The following is a 20038-nucleotide window of genomic DNA, read 5'->3' on the forward strand; positions in this document are numbered from 1 at the left end:
CCCCACTACCCAGCTGGGAGTCTGGAATTTTAGTAACGCCAGTGACGAGCAGATTACGTCGAATATAGCCCCAACAGGCGGGGCTTATTCCGGCTGCGCTACGTTGACTCTTTTCCGAAATGATGGAGGGTCCAACTCGATATACAACAGCACTTCGAACCCCTCTGATATTAGTGGAGATTATGGTCCGGTGCGTTCAGCACCAAAGTCAATATGTACCGGCACCTGGGATAGAGCCACTGCCTTTTCGCGATACATGACCTTACGGATTAACGTACCGGCTGGTAAACCCTTTAACTTATATGGTTTGTCGTTCTGGCAAATCACGATGGATCGCACCAAATCAGGGGGTAGCTTCGTAGCAAATAATCAACCCGAATTTTATCGGGTTCGGTTGTTGAAAAATGGAAGTATTATCTGGACAGGAGCTCAAAAAAATACGAATAAACAGCCCTGGACGGATTACAGAACCCCCCCCGCCAGCTCAGCCTGGGTACAGTACAGTTCCGGAACCGATGGGTTTCCGACACAAACGACAGATGGGTCTTCGGCGGTAACGTATGAATTTCAGATTACAGCTTATCAAAGTACGAACAGTAGTGCCAGCCAGGAAATCTGGGATTTAGACGATATTGTCGTTTTGGGTTGCTGCGGTTGTCCAACACCCGCCACTCCGGTTGCCAACAATGTTGCGCGTTGCGGAAGCGGCCCGGTTACCCTGACAGCTAGTGGTTGCTCCGGGACTTACAACTGGTATTCAGCGGCCAGTGGTGGCTCACCCGTGGCGACAGGTTCCACCTTTACCACACCATCCATAGCTGCCACCTCGACCTACTATGTAAGCTGCAAAGTCGGAACTTGTGAGAGTAATCGCGATCCAGCCCAGGCAATTATCAATCCAATCCCGGCAACTCCAACGGGTACTGACATAGCTCGATGCGGTCCCGGTCCTGTAAGCCTCACAGCAACCGGCTGTACCAGCGGTACGCTTACCTGGTATTCGGCACCATCCGGAGGTACTGTATTGAAGACAGGAGCTATCTATTCGATTTCTAATCTAACAACCACTTCCACCTATTATGTAAACTGTAGACTGTCAACGGGCTGCACAAGTAGTCGTGATGCCGTTACGGCTACAATTCGACCCAAACCTACGTTAGCAGTTACCGCAACAAATTGCTCGGCAGATTTGACAACCTATTCAGTAAATTTTACCAGCAATGGTACAGTTACGACTGACAAAGGAACGGTATTGGGCAACACAATAACGGACATTCCCAATGGAGAAACTGTTACCTTAATTGCCACATTAAATGGGTGTACGACGACAGTCACTGCTCAAAAGGACTGCAGTTGCCCACCGCTCAACCCGCCCACCTCGGGCGGGGACCAGACGATCTGCGCCAGCGACCCCCTGCCCACCCTCACCGTCAGTGTAGGAGCCGGGCAGGCCGCCAACTGGTACGATGCGGAGGGCAACCCCGTGGCTTCGGACACCACTGCTTTCACCCCCACCGGACCCGGCACTTTCCAGGTCGAGACCTTCGACCGCACCACTGGCTGTACCTCTGTCGAGAAGATCAACATCAGGCTCACGGTCAACGATACTCCCACCTTGACAGCAATAGGCGTTGAAGCAACATGCGACTCGACAGGAACAGTAATCAATGACGATGCTCAAATTATTCTTTCCGACTTTCCTGAAGGCGCTCGTTACCAGTATTCTGAAGGTGATACCTTCGATGTAGGGATACCGTCGACGCCGACGGTCATTCCTCCGGGCGGGGTAATTGTGAATAATCTGGATAACCCAACTATGCCCCAGGCATATACAGTACGTGTATATAATGCGACCAATGACTGCTACACAGATGAGCAGGTAACTATCAATCCGAGCGACTGCACGCCTGATTGTAACGTAGAGGTTATTACCTCCAGCCTGCCCAACGCCCGCGTCGGTACGGCTTACAGCCAGACCATCACCGCTACCGGCGGCACACTCCCATATGCCTTCACCCTCGCAGCCGGACAGCTCCCCACAGGACTCAGCCTCGATGCTGCAACGGGACGCATCGCCGGAACACCCACCGCCACCGGCAGCTTCACCATCAGCCTCCGCGTCACCGACACCAACGGCTGCTCGGCTACCCTGCCCCTCACCGTCCTCGACGTCGAGCCAAACCCCGTCTGTGCTCTCACCATGACTGTCTCCCCAGGCCTGTGCCAGACCGCTACCAACACCTATACCCTCAACGGTAGCCTGCGCATCCTCAACAACACCAGCGGAGGTACGATCACTGTCTCCGACGGCCTGCGCAGCACTACCCTGACGGCCACCAGCGCCACCACCAGCCTGCCCTTCAGCCTGACGGGACTGCCCTCCGATGGGACAACCCATAACCTGGTGGCTACCCTCAGCGGCTGCGCCAGTGCCAGTGCCACCTACACCGCCCCAGGCTCCTGCTCCCAGCCTGCGGGTACGCGGTTAGTGGTCGACAAGTATGTCAGCGCCAGCCGGGCCAAACTAGGCGATGTGCTGACCTACACCCTGGTGCTGAGCAACGTAGGACCAACCACCGCCACCAACGTGGTGGTCAAGGACTCCACTACAACAGGCCTGAGCTACGTCGCTGGATCGGCCTCCGTGCCGACGGGTACGAGCTTCACCCCGGGTGTTCCGGTCAGCTACTGGTCAGTAGCCGCCATCAGCGCCGGACAGAGCCTGAGCCTCACGCTACAGGCCCGCGTCGACAGCAGTGGCATCCTCTACAACCAGACCTCCATACCTGGTGACACCGCTACGGTCTGTACCAGCGTACCGGTGAAGGTGTGTGTGGGTGAAGTTTACACCTTCCGGCTGACGGTAGCCCCGGGCCGGGCCAGCTACCAGTGGTACAAAGATGGCCTGGTCATGGCGGGGGCCACCACCAACGTCCTGGATGTGAGCAGCCCCGGCAGCTACAGCCTGGCCGTCGATAACACCGCTGGCCAGTGTCCTGACTTCAGCTGCTGCCCCTTCATCGTGGAAGAGGATACGCTGCCCACCTTCCAGGCCGTGGCTCTGCCCGCCACCTGTGTGGGCGCCACGGCCCAGGCCAACGGCCAGATCGTGCTGAGGGGCTTCCAGCCGGCTTATACCTACCAGTACTCGGCGGGGGCGAGCTTCAACCCGGCCGCGTCGCTGTCGGGGGCGGCTAAGGGGATTCCGGCCAGCGGGGTGATCGTCAACACCCTGGCCAATCCGGTTTCGTCGGCCTCGTACACGGTGCGGGTCTACAACGGGTCGGGTTGTTATCAGGACGTGACGGTGCAGCTAAGCAGTACAGCTTGTACTTGCCCACCGGATGTGTGCAGCCCGTTTGTGATCAAACAAACCAAGCGAGGGGCCCGCATTGGAGATAGGTAAAGAATTAGGCCAAATACATGTATACTCGCTAATACGAAAAGCGGTGCTGGGAGAACCTGACACCGCTTTTCGTATTTAATTTTTAAAGTAGTGACTGTTTGACAACCTACGCTCTCTCTTCAAGGGTTTATCAAGAAGGTGCAGGACTACAACCTATCCGACAACGTCTTACTGGACGTCAACACATGGAGGGAGTTTTAAAACTATTACCGCCCTCAAACACTAACCGGGAAATTAGGGCTGATGCGTACCTGTATCTCGTTTAACAGCTCTTTGTCACTACCAGAATACAGTCAGATCAGATATGACCCTGATCTTTTGGGGCTATCTGAGCGGAGCGTCAACTTTTAACTCCCTGATTTTGTTAAGCTACCAGGACAGATACCAATCAGTCTGTTAACTTTGCGGCTTCATCTGAGCTGACACGAACCAACCTATTATGTTATCCATCAGTAATTTACATGCCAGGATTGGCGAAAAAGAAATATTAAAAGGATTAAGTCTGCAGGTCAATCCCGGTGAGGTTCACGCCATTATGGGACCCAACGGCGCCGGTAAGAGTACGCTGGCTTCGGTATTGGCTGGCCGTGAAGAGTATGAAGTAACAGGTGGCAGCGTACTTTTTGAAGGGCAGGACCTCCTGGAAATGGCCCCCGAAGAGCGGGCTGCCGAAGGTATATTTCTGGCATTTCAGTACCCGGTTGAGATTCCGGGCGTCAGCACGACCAACTTCCTGAAAACAGCCATGAACGAAATTCGGAAACATCGGGGTCAGGATCAGCTCGATGCCGTTCAGTTTCTGAAGCTGATGAAGGAAAAAATGAAACTGGTCAACATCGATCAGTCGCTGCTGAGCCGGTCGCTTAACGAAGGGTTCTCGGGTGGTGAAAAGAAACGGAACGAGATTTTTCAGATGGCCATGCTGGAACCCAAACTGGCTATTCTGGACGAAACCGATTCGGGTCTGGATATCGATGCGCTCCGTATTGTGGCCGAGGGGGTTAACCAGCTGCGGTCGCCCGAGCGGTCAACCATCGTCGTCACCCACTACCAGCGTCTGCTCGATTATATCGTACCTGATTACGTGCACGTACTCTACAAAGGACGCATCGTGAAGTCGGGCCCCAAAGAACTGGCGCTGGAACTGGAAGAAAAAGGATACGACTGGATCAAAGCCGAAGCTGAAGTAAACCAATGATCCATGATCAATGATCAATGATGCCTAGCTGTCATCTGTCATTCGTCGTTCATCATTCATCATTAACACAATGAATCCTTCTTTCTCATCATACAATCAGTTTAAAGACCAGCTGCTGGCGGCTTTTCAGACTAACGAAGAGCGCATGAACGGCGAGTCCCGGACCCCCGTGCACCAGGTTCGGCGGGCTGCGCTGAAACAGTTCGACCTGCTGGGCTTTCCGACAATCCGGCACGAAGAATGGAAATACTCGAACGTGAGCGGGCTGTTTAAAGAGGCTTTCGAGCTTGATGAACAGAGCCCCATCACCAGCGACGATCTGGCTTCGCTGGAAATTCCCAATCTCGATGGCAATATTCTGTACTTCGTCAACGGCAAGTACCATCCGGAACTGTCGCGGATCGTTAGCCCCGCCAGTCAGGTTCAGATCTCCAGCCTAGCCGATGCGTTAAAGGCCGACGCCGATTTTATTGGCTCCCACTTCGCCCGCTATGCCGATTATCAGGACAACGCCTTTACGGCACTGAACACGGCCCTGGCCACCGATGGAGCCGTTATCCGGATTCCGGACAATACTACCGTTGAGCAGCCCATTATTTTGCGCTTCATTACCGATGGGCGCCAGAAGAATATTGCGTCTCAGCCCCGAAACCTTATTCTGGTAGGCCGAAATGCCGAGGTCACCGTGGCCGAGTCGTACCGGACCCTGGGCGATCGGGCCAGCTTTGTCAACGTAGTGACGGAAATCGTGCTCGAGCGCGACGCCCGGATGCAATACTACAAAGTGCAGAACGAAACCGAGCAGTCGTATCATATCGGTACCACCCAGGTTAACCAGACCGACAATACCCACTTTTATTCGGCTACTGTTACCCTCAATGGCAACTTTGTTCGGAACAACCTGAACATCGTGCTCAACGGCCAGCATGCCGAAGCCTTTATGTACGGCCTGTACATGCCAAACGGAAAACAGCATGTCGACAACCATACGCTGGTTGATCACGCCATGCCCAATTCATACAGCAGCGAGCTTTACAAAGGTATTCTGGACGATAATGGTACGGGTGTCTTCAACGGAAAAATCTACGTTCGGCCCGACGCCCAGAAGACCAATGCCTACCAGTCGTGTAAGAACGTAGTGCTGGCACCGGGCGCATCGATGAATACGAAGCCGCAGCTCGAAATTTTTGCCGACGACGTAAAGTGCTCACACGGCACCACGACCGGCCAGCTGAACGACGAAGCCCTGTTCTACATGCGCTCGCGGGGTATTCCGAAAGATGAAGCCCGCACCCTGCTGCTCTACGCATTCTCGCAGGATGTGCTGAGCCAGATTAAAATTCAACCCATCCGCGAGTACCTCGAAAACGTGGTAACCCAGAAGCTGGGAAAGTAAGCGTATTAGCCAGTGGTGAATGATGAATGGTGAACGGTTTGATAAAAATCAGTCATCGTTCATCATTCATCATTTTTAAAGCACCTTTCCCCCATCTGGCTTGTTGTTTTAGTACAACCCATCTTGCAATGCTTATGCAATCGGCTCCCGTTACAACCCTCGATATTCAGCAAATCCGGCAGGACTTTCCGATCCTCGATCAACAGGTCAACGGTCGGCCGCTGGTGTATTTCGATAACGCGGCAACCAACCAGAAACCGCGGCCGGTCATCGATGCCCTGACCCAGTATTACGAAGGCTACAATGCCAATATTCACCGGGGTATTCATCACCTGGCCGAGCAGGCTACGGCCGCTTTTGAAGCGTCGCGCCGGGCTATCCAGCAGTTTCTGAATGCCAGACATTGGGAAGAGATCATCTTTACCTACGGCACTACCGACGGCATCAATCTGGTTGCCCAGACTTATGGCCGCCGGTTTCTGGGCGAAGGGGATGAAATCATCATCTCGACCATGGAGCACCACTCCAATATTGTACCCTGGCAGATGCTCTGCGAAGAGCGCGGTTGCGTGCTGAAAGTGATCCCGGTCGATGATAACGGCGAACTGATTCTGGAGGAGTACGAGAAGCTGCTCTCGGCGCGTACCAAATTCGTTTCCTGCGTACACGTGTCCAACTCACTGGGAACGATCAACCCCGTCAAAACCATCATCGACATGGCCCACCAGGTTGGCGCCGTCGTGCTGATTGACGGCGCGCAGGCTTCGTCGCATATCGATCTCGACGTGCAGGCGCTCGACGCCGATTTTTACGTTTTTTCGGCCCACAAGCTGTACGGTCCGACCGGCATGGGGGTACTGTACGGCAAAAAAGCCCTCCTCGACGCCATGCCACCCTACCGGGGCGGGGGCGAAATGATCAAGGAAGTTACCTTCGCCAAAACTACCTACAACGAAATTCCCTACAAGTTCGAGGCCGGTACGCCCAACATTGCCGATGTGATTGCGGTAAAAACGGCGCTGGAGTATATGGCAGGCTTAGGCAAAGAGAACATTGCGGCCCATGAACACGAGTTGCTTCAGTACGCTACCGAGCAGCTGAGTGAACTCGACGGGCTGCGCATCATTGGTCAGGCCAAAGAAAAAATCGGCGTCGTGTCATGGGTAATGGATGGCATTCACCACCAGGATACGGGCGTCATTCTGGACCAGCAGGGCATTGCCGTTCGGACGGGTCACCACTGTACCCAGCCCCTGATGCAGCGTTTCGGCATTGCCGGAACTACGCGGGCCTCGTTTGCCGTTTACAACACGAAAGACGAAGTTGACCGGCTCATCGTGGGTCTGCGCCGGGTACAGAAAATGATGTTGTGATCATTAAATGCCAGTCATATGACAACAGCCGCAACCGGAACCTTGCTGAGTAAGACTCAGGTTCTGGACAGTTTTAAAGACTTACCAGAGCACGTGTCAGCGGATGCGTTAATAGAACACATTCTGTTTATTCAGAGTGTGATGAACGGAATTAGTCAGGCAGAACGTGGTCAGACTACTCCGCATAAAGAAGCTATGCAGGAAATCCGTTCATGGAAGAAGTAACACTCGTATGGGCCGATGAGGTTGAGCGTAAGTCAGACAGGCTAATCAGGTTTCCCGAGATGGGCCGGATTGTACCTGAATTTAATAGTTCATTCATTCGGGAGATATGTGCAGGTCAGTATCGAATTGTATATACGTTTCAAAACAAAGCAATTACTGTTGTTAGTATACGTTCAATGCTGCAACCATTAGGAAAACTGTAACCAATGACCATCAACGAGAAACAGGACGAGATTATCGAAGAATTTGACTTGTTCGATGACCAGCTGGACAAGACACAATACATCATTGACCTCGGCAAAAAGCTGCCACCCATGCCCGAATCGGCCAGAACGGATGAGAACCGGATCATGGGCTGTCAGTCGAAGGTGTGGGTCGATGCCGAACTAAAAGACAACCGACTTTATTTTTACGGCGACAGCGAACCAACGGCCCAGATATCGAAAGGGCTGGTTGGCCTGCTGATCCGGGTACTCTCAGGCGAAAAACCCGAAGATGTGGCCAATGCCGACCTTTACTTTATTCCGCGCGTCGGTATGGGCAACCTGATCACCTCATTACGGGCGGGCGGGCTGGCCTCCATGATCGAGCGCATGAAAGCATACGGACGTACCTACGCGAACCAAACCGCCTGACGGGTAAACCCATGAACGACGAAGCAGCACTGAAAGAACAGATCATCCTGGCCCTCAAAGGCGTATACGACCCCGAAATTCCGGTCGATGTATACGAGCTGGGACTCATCTACGATATCAAGATATTTCCGGTCAACAACGTCTATATCCTGATGACGCTGACCTCGCCCTCGTGCCCATCGGCCGGGTCTATACCGGGCGAGATAGAAGAAAAAGTTCGGTCAGTGCCGGGTGTAAACGATGTGAGCGTTGAGCTTACCTTTGATCCGCCTTACTCTACCGAGCTAATGTCTGAAGTAGCGAAGCTGGAACTGGGCTTTATGTAAACCAACGACCAACCATGGCGCTTCGGGCCGTAGCTGTTAACAAAACTGTAAACTAAAACTGTACACTTACTTATGTATCCTCCTCATTTGCTTGTTCCCATGCGGGAAGACCTGACCAGCGTTGGGTTTCAGGAGCTGACGACTGCTGCCGACGTTGACGCGGCTTTGACCAATCAACAGGGGACCATGCTGGTGGTCGTTAACTCGGTATGCGGATGCGCAGCGGGTGCGGCTCGTCCCGGCGTTAAAGCAGCCCTGGCCGCCAGCACCGTAAAACCGGATCAGCTGGTAACCGTTTTTGCCGGTGGCGATGTTGATGCTACCGCCCGGATGCGGGAGTACCTGCTCCCCTACCCGCCATCGTCGCCCGCGATCGGTATCTTCAAAGATGGCGAACTGGTACATTTCATCGAGCGGCACCACATCGAAGGCCGGTCAGCGCAAATGATTGCGCAGCACCTCGAAATGGCGCTGGAAGAATTCTGCACACCGGCCAACGCCTAAGCATAGGTTACAATACTATAAACTCCGGTTTTGGAAGCGACTGTGCCTGCTGGCTCTGCTTCCCAAACCGGAGTTTTTGCGTCTGATGGTTTGGGGATGGTAGTGACGTCAACCGGGAGACAATCCGTCGCTGTGACCTAGGCGTTTTCGCCCACCCACTGTTAGGGTCTGCGACCACGAACAGGGGTGGACGAAAACGCCTAGGTCACCGCAAACACCTTAGCCAGCAGGCGGGAAAGCGGCAGCAGGCAGAACACCAGCATGGCCAGCGGAAACGATGCGAAAGCCGCCACCCAGGCCGCATTCATGACAATCAGCGATAGCACCCCGGCCCTGACGGCCATACCGATATTGGGGCCTATCGGGTTCCGGACGGCTCGCCATAAGGGCGGGAAAATATAGTACCCGAACAACAGCAGAAACGGCAGGGCCGTACCTAACTGGCCGCGCTGTTGCGCCAGCGCAGCAACGCAGCCAATAACCAGTGCATAGAGCAACCCGGCCGCCCGCATCGTTCCGGACTTGCCGCCATGAACTTCACCCCGGCTGATCATGGTGATAGCGGCAATATAAGCTACCGGTACCAGACCGACCCAGGCCCAGGGGCCCAGCTGCTCAGGGAAGATACTTACGCCCAGCAGCAGGTTCAATCCGCGGCAGAGCCCCATATTCAACGGACCCAGCAGCGTATGGTGTTTCCCGAACCGATCGTAAACCAGCGAGGCTACCGCTATGCCAACGGCGATCAATCCGGCCGTTTGATTGGCCAGGAACGCAGTAACGATCCCCAGCCCCAGCAGCGCAGCTCCCAATCCCGTAGCCGCCGACTTGCTGACCAGCCCACTCGGAATGGCCCGCTCGGGACGTTCAACGGCATCCAGCTCGGCATCGAAAACGTCGTTAAAAACAACTCCTCCCCCATACAGGCCCAGCGTGGCCAGACAAAGCCAGCCAACCGGAGCCGGGTCAGGCGCCGAGGTCAGAAAATAACCGGCAATGGCCATACCAGCCAGCACATCCGCGATAGCCGTAACCAGATTGGCTGGACGGGTAAGGCTCAAAAAAGCGCGAAACATCGATAGTCTTTACTGTTTAACGACCTTTTGGGTACGTACTTCCTGACCAGCCTGTACCGATAGCAGATAAACCCCTGCCGCCGGTAGAAGAACTGATTCAGTAAACGAAGCCGCCTGGCCAACTCGTTTCTGATATACGACGCGCCCCTGCCCGTCAATCAGGCTCAAAGTTACATCCTGTTGCCGGCCCGGCAGCCATTCTACGATCACACGGTCCTGAACCGGATTAGGATAAACCCGTAAACGACTGTCGATCACCGATTGCGTGGCCGTTGGCAGTAATACCGTAATCGTGGCCTGACCAGCCGCTGTACCGGCTCCACAGACATTTTCGACAGATCTGACCGTATAGGTGTTCGACTGCATCGGTTTTACCGACACCAGAAACGGGCTGGTTGTAGCCGTGAAGGCGGTGCCATCCGACAGCACCCCTCGCCAGGGCGCATCGCCGGTAAAAGCAAGGGTGAGTGAAGCCGGTTCGCCAGCCAGAACCGTGGCCGAACCGCCCAGACTGACGGTTGGCTGGCTCCGCACGGCGAAGGCCGGACTGGCAATCAGCGTAGCGTAGGAAATGCCGCGCGGCCGCACCCGGAGCCGATAGCCCGCCCCGGCCGGTAGCGATGTCGGCAGGGTAGCCCGAAGCGCGTTGAGGGTTCCCGATCCAACCACCTGTTCAGCCGCAAAATTCCCGGCCGCGTCGGAAAGCAGCACATCGTACTGCCAGCCGTTCGCCTTGGTCGTATTCTCGGGCGTTGCGGTCACGGGCAGAACAGTGCCTACACAGGCCGTGGTTATTCCGGACAGGACCGCGGTAAGCCGGGGCGGCTGTGGCACCGTTATGGTAAACTGATCGGCCAGGCATTGTTTGTCGTCGCTGACCGTGAGCGGAAACGTACCGGCTCTATCGGCTACGTAGCGAATACTCCGGCTCGTTTGTCCACTGGTCCATCGATAAGCTCCCGGCGAATCGCCGGGCCATGAAGCCGCCAGCTGGAGCGTATCGGCAAACTCGGTGGTCAGCGTGGCGGTTTTATTCACCTGCTTCAGAATGGTGAATTTATCCTGCACCGAACCGTCGTACGCTATGAACTGCGCATCGAGCCGATTGTCGTTCAGGTCGAGCAGCATAGACCCACCCCAGGTATCGCCCCGGTAGCCAGCTACCATTCCTTTGTGCGGGTAATCGGGCGATACGCCACCCTGCGCGCCCCCCGAACCGTTGACGACATAGACCGTTCCTATGCCTTTGGTCAGAATCGGGCAGGAAGCAGGCGAGCCATCGTACCGGGCCGATGTCGGTTCGGCAATATGTCTGGCCGGATCGAAGGTATTGGCTAATCCTGTTTGGCCACGCATCCGATAGTAACGTTCGTAGCCGTGACTGTGTCCATTCAGCACCAGATCGACGCCGTAACGTTCCAGTATAGGCGTCAGGTTCTCGCGAAGGAGTCGCATCTGCTCTTCCGTATCGGAGTTATGCGACCCTTTGCTGTAGGGTGGGTGATGGAAGATAACAATGGTCCAGGGAAGCCGGTTGGCCGCCAGATCGCGCTTGAGCCACTGCACCTGGCTACCGGTCGTATCGTACAGTCGCTTCTGATCATCGGGCTGCTGGGCCTGCGAGTCGAGCGAGATCAGGTGTACGTTGCCGTAGTTGGCCGAAAAATACGTCTTGGTACCGGAAGCTACCCCACCGGCCTCGCCCCGCTCCGGAAAAGAGAAAAGACGGTAATAAGCAATGTCGAAGTTAGTGCGGCTATCGGCATAATCATGATTGCCGGGTGTCGGAAAGATAGGGATGTTACGCAGACTTGGCCCATACACGTCGAATACATATCGCTGGTACTCATCGTCTTTTCCGCAGCAATACGCATTATCGCCCAGCCAGACCCACAGGTCAGAGGGTCGGTTGGTTGTAGCGGCCCGGTAAGCCCGATACACCTCCCGCTGGTTATCCGTCCCGTTTCCGAAATCGCCCAGTACCCATAATCGAAACGGTTGGGTGCTACCCGACAAGGGAGCCGTTTTGATGTAATAATCGGGTCCTGCGGCCAGTTGGGTGTCGTCATAGCCAACGGCATAGGCATAGCGCGTGGCGGGTTGCAGTCCCGTCAGCGTTAGCACATGGTCCGTTGACGGCTGTGTTTCGCGGATAGTGCCGCTTAGCGAGTTGGCGTTAGTCCCGAACCAAACCCGGCCGGTAGTGGGCTGGCTCGTCTGCCAGCGCACGATGGCCGACGTAGGCGTAACGACCTGCCAGTAAGGCCCCCGGGTCAGAACGGGCGACTGCGCTACCGCCTGATAGCCAGCGAGAAATAAGATCACTAAAATGCGGAGAGGAATAATCATACGGTGTCTTTAGGTCACCGTAAAAGTACATATGCCGACAGGACATTCCTATCGGCATATATGAGCTACAAATCTGGCAACTCCTATTGGCTGGAATCTACCAATGCCTGCTGAATACGGAGCAGGTGACGTACGGGCCAGTCGCTTCGATTGTAGGTCTCCAGCTGGGGTACTTTAATCGCCATCATCCGTTCAATACGCCGACGTTCAGCGGCTGGCATTGTCCGGAGCCGGTCGGGCAGTTCGTGTAAAAGCTGATTCAACTGGGTGCAGGCTGTTGTCGGCAGGGAGAAATGATCCGCTAACCGCTGAACGTCAGACAATTTCCACAGGCTTGGTTTGGCCCGCCGGTTCCGGATCGCGTTCCCGCTGACCCCCAGGGCTATTCCCAATTGCTCATCATTGAGTGAGCACTCGCGCAGCCGCCACATAACGGCCTGGTAATTATTGACAAACGAGCGAAGTGAGTTAAGTAAATGATCTGTCAAAGCCATGAGAGGATTTAATGAGGTAGCAGATGTATCTGCTATACGAGTTACGGAATGTACTTACATGGGTACGCGAACTGGTCGCGTTAAGCACTGATGACTGGTAAAGCCGGTGCTCTTGTGATCCTGCCACGCTGACCGCCCCGCTCCGACGCTCTACATACCCGCGAAGAGACAGGCAGAAGCCGGCTGGTCCAGCATATCCAGATGTTACTTATCAGCTAAGGCTTTACGAAAACTATGCCACCTGTATAATTTATTTTTTTAAGGTGGGCAAGGGCCGGTGTCAAAAGAATCGGGAAGGCATTTATACAGCCAGCAGAGTCTATTTCTGTAGGCAAAAAGCGATATGTATTAGCGACATTTTCCCTATATGTATTTACTTATATTGGTTTTATAGATTTATGTAAGGCATAATTTTTGTTATTTCATACAGCTTTTCTTTATATACACTATACGTATTTTATGTACACAAAAAATAACCTCTGCACCCTACGTTGTACTTGCTCTATCAAACTAATCAATTGACAAAAGGAGTAATCCGGTCATTTTCGTAAAAGACGCCGTTCCACCATATCCCGGTAACTGCCTGCCAATGGGATCGTCACGGTCCCAACCGTTAGCTGATGACGCTCAATTCGCCGAATGGCTTTCAGGGCTACGATGTACGATTTATGAATGCGAATGAACTGATCATTGGGTAGCGTAGCCAGCATATCTGTAATCGTCATGCGGGTAGAAATCAGGCGGTTCTGTTCGTGAATGAACAGCAGATTCGTATCAGAATGAATGTACAGGATCTCGTCGAGGTTGACCCGAATCCAGTCGTAACCGTCCTTGACGAATATGCTCGATAACGCCCCGCGCTGGGTCATCAGCTGCGCATACGCTCGGTTACAGGCCTGCAGAAACCGGCCATATTCGATGGGTTTTAGCAGATAATCGAGCGCCTGCAGGTTAAAGCCTTCTACGGCGTAGTCGGAAAAGGCGGTAGTAAATATGATTGATTTTTGCAGCGGAGCTATACTCCGGGCGAAATCAGTACCGGACAGGTCGGGCATCAGAATATCCAGAAAAATCAGATCTACCCGTTCGGTATGCAGAAAAGCCAGCGCATCAGCCGTACCCACAAAGGTTTGCACCAGGTTGAGAAAGGGAACCTTGTCGGCATAGCGACGGAGTACCTCCAAAGCCGCCGGTTCATCGTCAATGGCAATCGCGTTAACCATAGTTAGTTGAGATCGAGCGTCAGGCTTACAATAAAAGAATCGGTAGTCTGTCGGATGGTCAGTGCATGCCGGGCCGGGTAGATCAGGGCAAGCCGTTGCCGGGCGTTGATTATACCTGTTCCCATACCTCGTTTGTCGACCTGCACAGGCGGGCAACTGTTGGCCAGCTCCAGACACAACTGCCGGTTTTCGACGCGCAGATCGAGGTTGATGTAGGATGGGCGCACCAGGCTGATACCATACTGAAACGCATTTTCTACGAACGGAATTAACAACAAAGGCGCAATCTGAGCTTCCTGACCGTCCCAGTCGAGTTGCGTGTCTAATCGGATGGGGCTGGTCTGCGGTAAGCGGGCGCGCTGAAGAGCCAGGTATTTTTCCAGGAATCGTAATTCGGTATCGATTGAGATTAGCGGATGCCGGGCCTCCTGTAAAGTGAAGCGCATAATACCAGCCAGCTGCTGAATCAGGTCAGCAACCCGCTCATTATCGGCCAGCAACGCTTCATTATAAATGGTGTTCAGCGCATTGAACAGAAAATGCGGATTAATCTGCGCTTTGAGCGCCGTCAGCTCCGCTTCTGTTTTCTGCTGACGCAGTTGAATCCGCTCCCGACGGGTACGAAACGAATCAGCCACATACCCATAGGCTACTATAAACGCGAGCAGTACACCCGTAACGACTATATTTTCATCGACGAAGTCAGGATCATGCCCAGTGCGCCATTGCAGGGCTTCAAACGCCAGCCAGGCTAGTAAGCACTGCCAGACCCAGTAATACCATTGGGTTTCCTGTCTGAGCAGCCACCGCTGAAAGGCCAGCCGGTAGTTCGCTTCAGCCACTGCGACCAGCGTAGCCAGCACGACAACGATACCCAGCAAATAGCGCATCAGGCCACCAACATCGGGCCAGACGTCGTTTATGGGCTGCCATGTGCCCGCTTTGTACAGGAGCCAGGCCCAGTACGCGAGCAGGCTACCCAGCGCACTGCCCAGTAACAGGATAGCGTACGATTTTCGGATGGACAACACAGCTGACTAGTCCAGTTGATTTACCAGCGACGATTCAATTGGCTTTATTTTACGAAGCTCCTGCCGAGCCTGATTCTCATCTACAGGCTTCATGAGCAAGGTACGTGACAAAAAGTCAATTTCTTCTATAGCCTTAATATAATACGTTCGACCAGGCTGAAGCGTCAGCCATACCGTCTGCACATCGGTATAGTAATCCTTACCAGACTCAATCTTTGTTCTACCGGGGGATACGTCGACTTGCCAATATCGGTTGGGTGGTAAAACCTCTTTCGTTTTGCCATTTATATAGATCCGGTAGCTGTTGCCACCAAATTCTTTCTGCCGGTAGATAACCACCCGGGCCGACTCCGCGCGCGGCTGCTGTACGAGTAACAGTATCCACCAGCCTATATTCAATAGCCAGTTCATCGGAAACGCAGTTTTTCTCCGTTCAACGACATATTGAAAACGGTTTGCAGATACCACTGGTTAATTCGGTCGCGGGGGGCGTTAACCAACGGAAATGCATCTGACTCATAGGCCCTGGCTGACAGACCACGCCGGTAGCCCAGGCGAATGGTGTACTCAATGCTTCGCTTCTTCTTTTCGCGCTGGGCATACTCCAGGTTAACATCTACATATCCCGCATTCCGCAGCAGCAGCGACGGCACCGTACCGGGCTGGCTGGTCGATAAAATAGCCGGGAACGAAACGGGCTGGCTGCTTCGCCTGAATAAGCTATATCCGTACTCCAGGCCACCCAGTCCTGCTTTGAGGTAAAGACGTCGGTTTCGCGTATTGATGAGGTCATAGCCGACAAAAAGCGCCGAATAATTGGCGAGTGTATTTCTCGCTACCAGCTCACTCCCATTTTGGGGTGGATCGATATATGCTTTGTCGTCTTTAAGGCCAAACCCATACTGTGCCAGAATTTTAACCCGGTTTAGCCGAACGCCACCCCCTATACTCACGTATAAATCAAAGATAGATGCGCCCCGAATCTGGTTACTCCGAAAAAACGAACGAAGGTTAGAAAGTCCGGTAACGGTTCCTGCCAGGCCAAACTCGGTAATTATGCCACGCCTGAAATGGCTTTTTGCCGGGAATGTGCTGCTGGAATCGATGGGCTGACAAAAGGCGCCGGGGGCGGTTAGCAGCGCGAGTAAAAGATAAGTTTTCATACGGTTGTCGGGGGAATGTCCCAAAACAAACCCCGCTTCGCTAACCAGCCAAAGGCGTGTGGTCAACGAAGCGGGGTTTGTGATGAAACCCGTATTTTACGTGGTCTTCTAGCGGGCCACCTCTACTTTCACGCGCAGAACGAACTCGTCCATCTCGATCTCGGCCGCCGACCCGTTCAGGTCGCTGACCAGCTGGAGCGAGACGGCCTGAACTTCCTGCTGAATATACAACCGGTTGGCCTCCACGGCTTCGGCCAGCATCGCATCGTTGCGCTCGAGTTCGATACTGATCTTGTCGGTCACCTCAAAACCACGGTCTTTACGCAGGTTCTGGATGCGGTTAACCACATCGCGGGCAATACCTTCCCGGCGCAGGTCGTCGGTTACGGTTACGTCGAGCGCAACGGTTAAGCCGCCTTCGCTCGCTACGAGCCAGCCCGGAATATCTTCAGTTACAATCTCAACGTCGGCCAGTGAGATCGTACCCACCGACGACTGCCAGCTCCCGACAGCTTCCAGCTCTTTCAGTTGCTCTTCGGTCATGGCTGTAATAGCGGCAGCCACCTCTTTCATCTGCTTCCCGAACTTGGGCCCGAGGGCTTTAAAATTCGGTTTGACACGCTTTTTCAGGATCCCGCTGGCATCGTCGACGAACTCGACGGCTTTCACGTTGACCTCCGACATAATGAGCGGACTGACGTGCTCGACCTGCCGACGCGTATCGGCGTTCAGAACCGGTATCAGGATGCGGCTCAGCGGCTGGCGTACTTTCAGCTTATGCCCTTTCCGCAGCGAGTGGACCAGCGACGATACCTGCTGGGCCAGCTCCATCGAGCGCTCCAGGTCAGTATCGATCCAGTCCTCATCGACCCGGCTCCAGTCGGTCAGATGCACCGAATCAGGCCCGAGTAGCGAGTTGCTGGCTCCTGACTCCGCCCGCTGGGCATGGGTCAGGCTCCGGTACAGCCAGTCGGCAAAAAACGGCGCAATGGGCGACATCAGTTGGGCTACTGTTGTCAGACACTGGTGCAGGGTCTCATAAGCCGCCTGTTTGTCGACCGAAACAGACCCTGTGTTAGAGGCTCCGGCCCAAAACCGCCGACGCGACAGGCGGACGTACCAGTTTGAGAGCTGATCACTCACAAAGTCCTGGATCAAACGCCCGGCTTTGGTAGGGTTATAGGCCTCGTATTGCTCCGTAACCTCACGGATCAGCGTGTTCAGCTTCGACAGAATCCAGCGATCGAGTTCGGGCAGTTGCTCGCGCGGCACCCGGCCGGCCATCGTGTAGCCGTCCAGATTGGCGTAGAGCGCAAAGAAACTATAGGTGTTGAACAGCGTACCGAAGAACCGGCGCTGCACCTCGCCGATGCCCTCAATATTGAACTTCAGGTTGTCCCAGGGCTCGGCGTTGGTGATCATGTACCAGCGGGTGGCATCAGGACCGTACTGCGCCAGGGTAGCAAACGGATCGACGGCATTACCCAGCCGCTTCGACATTTTGTTGCCGTTCTTGTCCAGCACCAGGCCCGTTGACACTACGTTCTTGAACGCAACCGAGTCGAACAGCATCACGCCGATGGCATGCAGGGTAAAAAACCAGCCCCGCGTCTGATCAACGCCTTCCGAGATAAAGTCGGCCGGAAACGCTTTTTCGAAGACGTCTTTGTTCTCGAACGGATAATGCCACTGCGCGTAGGGCATAGCGCCACTGTCGAACCAGACGTCGATCAGGTCCGTTTCGCGCTGCATCAGCTGCCCCGTCTCCGATACGAAATAGATCTCATCGACATACGGGCGGTGCAGATCGAACGACGCCCCATCGGGATTCAGCTGGCTAGCCTCTACGGCGGCAACAAAGGCTTTGTTTTTAGCCAGCTGCTCCTCGTTCAGTTTGCCCGTTTCAATCGCCTTTTTCGCGCGTTCGAGCAGTTCGGCTACCGACCCGATGCATAGTTCTTCGCCGGTTTCGCTGCGCCAGATCGGCAGTGGCGTTCCCCAGTAGCGGCTGCGGCTGAGGTTCCAGTCGACCAGGTTTTCGAGCCAGTTGCCGAAGCGGCCGGTACCGGTGCTTTCGGGTTGCCAGTTGATGGTTTTGTTCAGTTCAACCAGCCGGTCTTTCACCGCCGTTGTGCGGATAAACCAGCTATCGAGCGGGTAATACAATATGGGCTTATCGGTCCGCCAGCAGTGCGGATACGGGTGCTCGTATTTTTCGACCCGGAACGCCCTGTTCTCTTCTTTCAGCTTGATGGCAATGAGTACGTCGGTCGGTTTAAAGTCCGGATCGGCCCGCTCGTCATCGCTGTAATATTCTTCTTTCACGTACCGGCCCGCGAAGTCGGTGATCTCGGCGACGAACCGACCCTGACGGTCTACGATCGGCACCTCCTTACCGGTTTCATCGTTGACCATGATGGGTGGAATACCCGCCTGTTGCGCCACCCGGAAGTCGTCGGCCCCAAACGTCGGCGAGGTATGCACAACCCCAGTTCCATCTTCGGTTGTCACAAAATCGCCCAGAATCACCCGGAATGCCGACGATCCGGCGGGCTGTACGTACGGCATCAGCTGCTCGTATTCGACTCCTTCCAGGTGTTCGCCCTTGAAGCCGGGGATGTCGACTACGGCCCAGGGTATTACCTTATCGTTTGGCAGATAAGCGTCGAACGCCGGACTGTCGACCGTATCCTGCCGTCCCTTTTCATTAAACCACCGGCCTACCAGCGCTTTGGCCAGCACGGCATGCATCGGCTGGAACGTATACGGGTTAAACGTTTTGATCAAGACATAATCGATGTCTTTCCCAACGGTCAGCGCCGAGTTAGCGGGCAGGGTCCAGGGGGTAGTGGTCCAGGCCAGGATGAAGATATCATTCTGCACGCCGTTAGAAGCTTCATAAGCCGCATCGAACAGATAGAACGCCTTACCGCTGTGTTTGACTTTGAACTGCGCCACGATGGTGGTATCCCGAACGTCTTTATACGTACCGGGCATGTTCAGTTCGTGCGAGCTTAGACCTGTACCGGCTTTGGGCGAGTAAGGCTGTATGGTGTAGCCTTTGTAGAGCAGGTTTTTGTCATATAACTGCCGAAGCAACGACCAGACCGACTCGATGTATTCGTTTTTATAGGTCACATACGGATTGTCGAGGTCGACCCAGTAGCCCATTTTTTGGGTCAGGTCGTTCCACTGATCCGTAAACCGCATAACCGTTTCGCGGCACCGGCGGTTGTATTCCTCCACGCTGATGCTCTTCCCAATATCGTCTTTAGTAATACCGAGTTCTTTCTCAACCTGTAGCTCGATGGGCAGGCCGTGGGTATCCCAGCCTCCTTTCCGCTCGACCTGAAAGCCCTGCAGCGTTTTGTAGCGGCAAAAGATATCCTTTATAGTCCGGGCCATGACATGGTGAATACCAGGCGCTCCGTTCGCCGATGGCGGACCTTCGTAGAACGTGAACGTAGGGTTTCCGTCGCGGGTGGTTACCGACCGATCGAATACCTGATTTTGATTCCAGTAAGTCAGAACCTCGGCCGCGATCTGGGCGTAGTCGAGGGATTCGTATTGAGGATATGTCAAGCCGGGCATATGAGAAAGCCGCCGGAGCGGTTCGAAAAAAATAAGTGCAAAGATACG

Annotated in this window: 17 protein-coding genes and 1 pseudogene; 10 read left to right on the plus strand and 8 right to left on the minus strand. The window is 54.4% G+C overall.

All coding sequences use genetic code 11. The features are described from left to right. Positions 1-328: 328 nt before the first annotated feature. From EQG79_RS31630 to EQG79_RS15165, 10 genes and pseudogenes are all read left to right on the plus strand, one after another. Positions 329-1135, plus strand: a pseudogene (locus EQG79_RS31630) (immunoglobulin domain-containing protein); the annotation flags it as partial. Between the two features lie 54 nt (positions 1136-1189). Beyond that, entirely contained in the window at positions 1190-3406 is a 2217-nt protein-coding gene (locus EQG79_RS31025) for a putative Ig domain-containing protein (protein ID WP_165358908.1), read from the plus strand. Positions 3407-3845: 439 nt separating this feature from the next. Beyond that, on the plus strand, positions 3846-4604 hold the full coding sequence (gene sufC, locus EQG79_RS15130; RefSeq protein WP_077921651.1) for a Fe-S cluster assembly ATPase SufC: 759 nt from the start codon (positions 3846-3848) through the stop codon (positions 4602-4604). 70 nt (positions 4605-4674) lie between these two features. Next, entirely contained in the window at positions 4675-6000 is a 1326-nt protein-coding gene (sufD, locus tag EQG79_RS15135; RefSeq protein WP_077921652.1) for a Fe-S cluster assembly protein SufD, read from the plus strand. A 134-nt stretch (positions 6001-6134) separates the two neighbouring features. Beyond that, complete coding sequence (locus EQG79_RS15140) at positions 6135-7373, plus strand: cysteine desulfurase (protein ID WP_077921653.1); 1239 nt, start codon at positions 6135-6137, stop codon at positions 7371-7373. An 18-nt stretch (positions 7374-7391) separates the two neighbouring features. Then, positions 7392-7598 (plus strand): hypothetical protein, encoded by a 207-nt coding sequence (locus tag EQG79_RS15145; protein WP_129602327.1) that lies wholly within the window; start codon positions 7392-7394, stop codon positions 7596-7598. Between the two features lie 59 nt (positions 7599-7657). Then, positions 7658-7801, plus strand: a complete 144-nt coding sequence (locus tag EQG79_RS31635) for a hypothetical protein (protein ID WP_394343315.1) — start codon at positions 7658-7660, stop codon at positions 7799-7801. Positions 7802-7804: 3 nt separating this feature from the next. After that, entirely contained in the window at positions 7805-8233 is a 429-nt protein-coding gene (locus EQG79_RS15155; protein WP_129602331.1) for a SufE family protein, read from the plus strand. Positions 8234-8244: 11 nt separating this feature from the next. Next, entirely contained in the window at positions 8245-8559 is a 315-nt protein-coding gene (locus tag EQG79_RS15160; protein WP_077921656.1) for a DUF59 domain-containing protein, read from the plus strand. A 72-nt stretch (positions 8560-8631) separates the two neighbouring features. Next, positions 8632-9063, plus strand: a complete 432-nt coding sequence (locus EQG79_RS15165) for a BrxA/BrxB family bacilliredoxin (RefSeq protein ID WP_077921657.1) — start codon at positions 8632-8634, stop codon at positions 9061-9063. Positions 9064-9263: 200 nt separating this feature from the next. Here EQG79_RS15165 and eboC read toward each other — a convergent pair whose 3' ends face one another. The 8 genes from eboC to ileS form a co-directional block, all read right to left on the minus strand. Continuing rightward, positions 9264-10139 carry a UbiA-like protein EboC gene (gene eboC, locus EQG79_RS15170; protein WP_129602333.1) on the minus strand — a complete coding sequence of 292 codons (876 nt, stop codon included), beginning with the start codon at positions 10137-10139 and terminating at the stop codon, positions 9264-9266. 9 nt (positions 10140-10148) lie between these two features. After that, positions 10149-12488 carry a metallophosphoesterase gene (locus EQG79_RS15175; RefSeq protein WP_129602335.1) on the minus strand — a complete coding sequence of 780 codons (2340 nt, stop codon included), beginning with the start codon at positions 12486-12488 and terminating at the stop codon, positions 10149-10151. Between the two features lie 83 nt (positions 12489-12571). Then, the gene (locus EQG79_RS15180; RefSeq protein WP_240699360.1) at positions 12572-12976 is read right to left on the minus strand and encodes a hypothetical protein; all 405 of its coding nucleotides are present in this window, start codon (positions 12974-12976) and stop codon (positions 12572-12574) included. Positions 12977-13521: 545 nt separating this feature from the next. Beyond that, positions 13522-14205 (minus strand): LytR/AlgR family response regulator transcription factor, encoded by a 684-nt coding sequence (locus EQG79_RS15185; protein WP_129602338.1) that lies wholly within the window; start codon positions 14203-14205, stop codon positions 13522-13524. A gap of 2 nt (positions 14206-14207) precedes the next feature. Continuing rightward, a complete protein-coding gene (locus EQG79_RS15190) occupies positions 14208-15236 on the minus strand; it encodes a sensor histidine kinase (protein ID WP_129602340.1) in 1029 nt (342 codons plus the stop codon). 6 nt (positions 15237-15242) lie between these two features. Next, complete coding sequence (locus EQG79_RS15195; protein WP_165358909.1) at positions 15243-15647, minus strand: hypothetical protein; 405 nt, start codon at positions 15645-15647, stop codon at positions 15243-15245. After that, positions 15644-16399, minus strand: coding sequence for a hypothetical protein (locus tag EQG79_RS15200; protein WP_129602344.1), 756 nt, complete (start codon positions 16397-16399; stop codon positions 15644-15646). The genes EQG79_RS15195 and EQG79_RS15200 overlap by 4 nt, the downstream gene beginning before the upstream one ends. A 108-nt stretch (positions 16400-16507) precedes the next feature. Beyond that, on the minus strand, positions 16508-19990 hold the full coding sequence (ileS, locus tag EQG79_RS15205; RefSeq protein ID WP_129602346.1) for an isoleucine--tRNA ligase: 3483 nt from the start codon (positions 19988-19990) through the stop codon (positions 16508-16510). Between the last annotated feature and the right edge of the window lie 48 nt (positions 19991-20038).

Source organism: Spirosoma sordidisoli, assembly GCF_004138325.1.
GTDB classification, from domain to species: Bacteria; Bacteroidota; Bacteroidia; order Cytophagales; family Spirosomataceae; genus Spirosoma; species Spirosoma sordidisoli.

Bases quoted from the DNA above. Each gene is read 5' to 3' on its own strand.
- sufC (WP_077921651.1), top strand. From the start codon at position 3,846: ATGTTATCCATCAGTAATTTACATGCCAGGATTGGCGAAAAAGAAATA.
- sufD (WP_077921652.1), top strand. From the start codon at position 4,675: ATGAATCCTTCTTTCTCATCATACAATCAGTTTAAAGACCAGCTGCTG.
- EQG79_RS15140 (WP_077921653.1), top strand. From the start codon at position 6,135: ATGCAATCGGCTCCCGTTACAACCCTCGATATTCAGCAAATCCGGCAG.
- EQG79_RS15145 (WP_129602327.1), top strand. From the start codon at position 7,392: ATGACAACAGCCGCAACCGGAACCTTGCTGAGTAAGACTCAGGTTCTG.
- EQG79_RS31635 (WP_394343315.1), top strand. From the start codon at position 7,658: ATGGGCCGGATTGTACCTGAATTTAATAGTTCATTCATTCGGGAGATA.
- EQG79_RS15155 (WP_129602331.1), top strand. From the start codon at position 7,805: ATGACCATCAACGAGAAACAGGACGAGATTATCGAAGAATTTGACTTG.
- EQG79_RS15160 (WP_077921656.1), top strand. From the start codon at position 8,245: ATGAACGACGAAGCAGCACTGAAAGAACAGATCATCCTGGCCCTCAAA.
- EQG79_RS15165 (WP_077921657.1), top strand. From the start codon at position 8,632: ATGTATCCTCCTCATTTGCTTGTTCCCATGCGGGAAGACCTGACCAGC.
- eboC (WP_129602333.1), bottom strand. From the start codon at position 10,139: ATGTTTCGCGCTTTTTTGAGCCTTACCCGTCCAGCCAATCTGGTTACG.
- EQG79_RS15175 (WP_129602335.1), bottom strand. From the start codon at position 12,488: ATGATTATTCCTCTCCGCATTTTAGTGATCTTATTTCTCGCTGGCTAT.
- EQG79_RS15185 (WP_129602338.1), bottom strand. From the start codon at position 14,205: ATGGTTAACGCGATTGCCATTGACGATGAACCGGCGGCTTTGGAGGTA.
- EQG79_RS15195 (WP_165358909.1), bottom strand. From the start codon at position 15,647: ATGAACTGGCTATTGAATATAGGCTGGTGGATACTGTTACTCGTACAG.
- EQG79_RS15200 (WP_129602344.1), bottom strand. From the start codon at position 16,399: ATGAAAACTTATCTTTTACTCGCGCTGCTAACCGCCCCCGGCGCCTTT.
- ileS (WP_129602346.1), bottom strand. From the start codon at position 19,990: ATGCCCGGCTTGACATATCCTCAATACGAATCCCTCGACTACGCCCAG.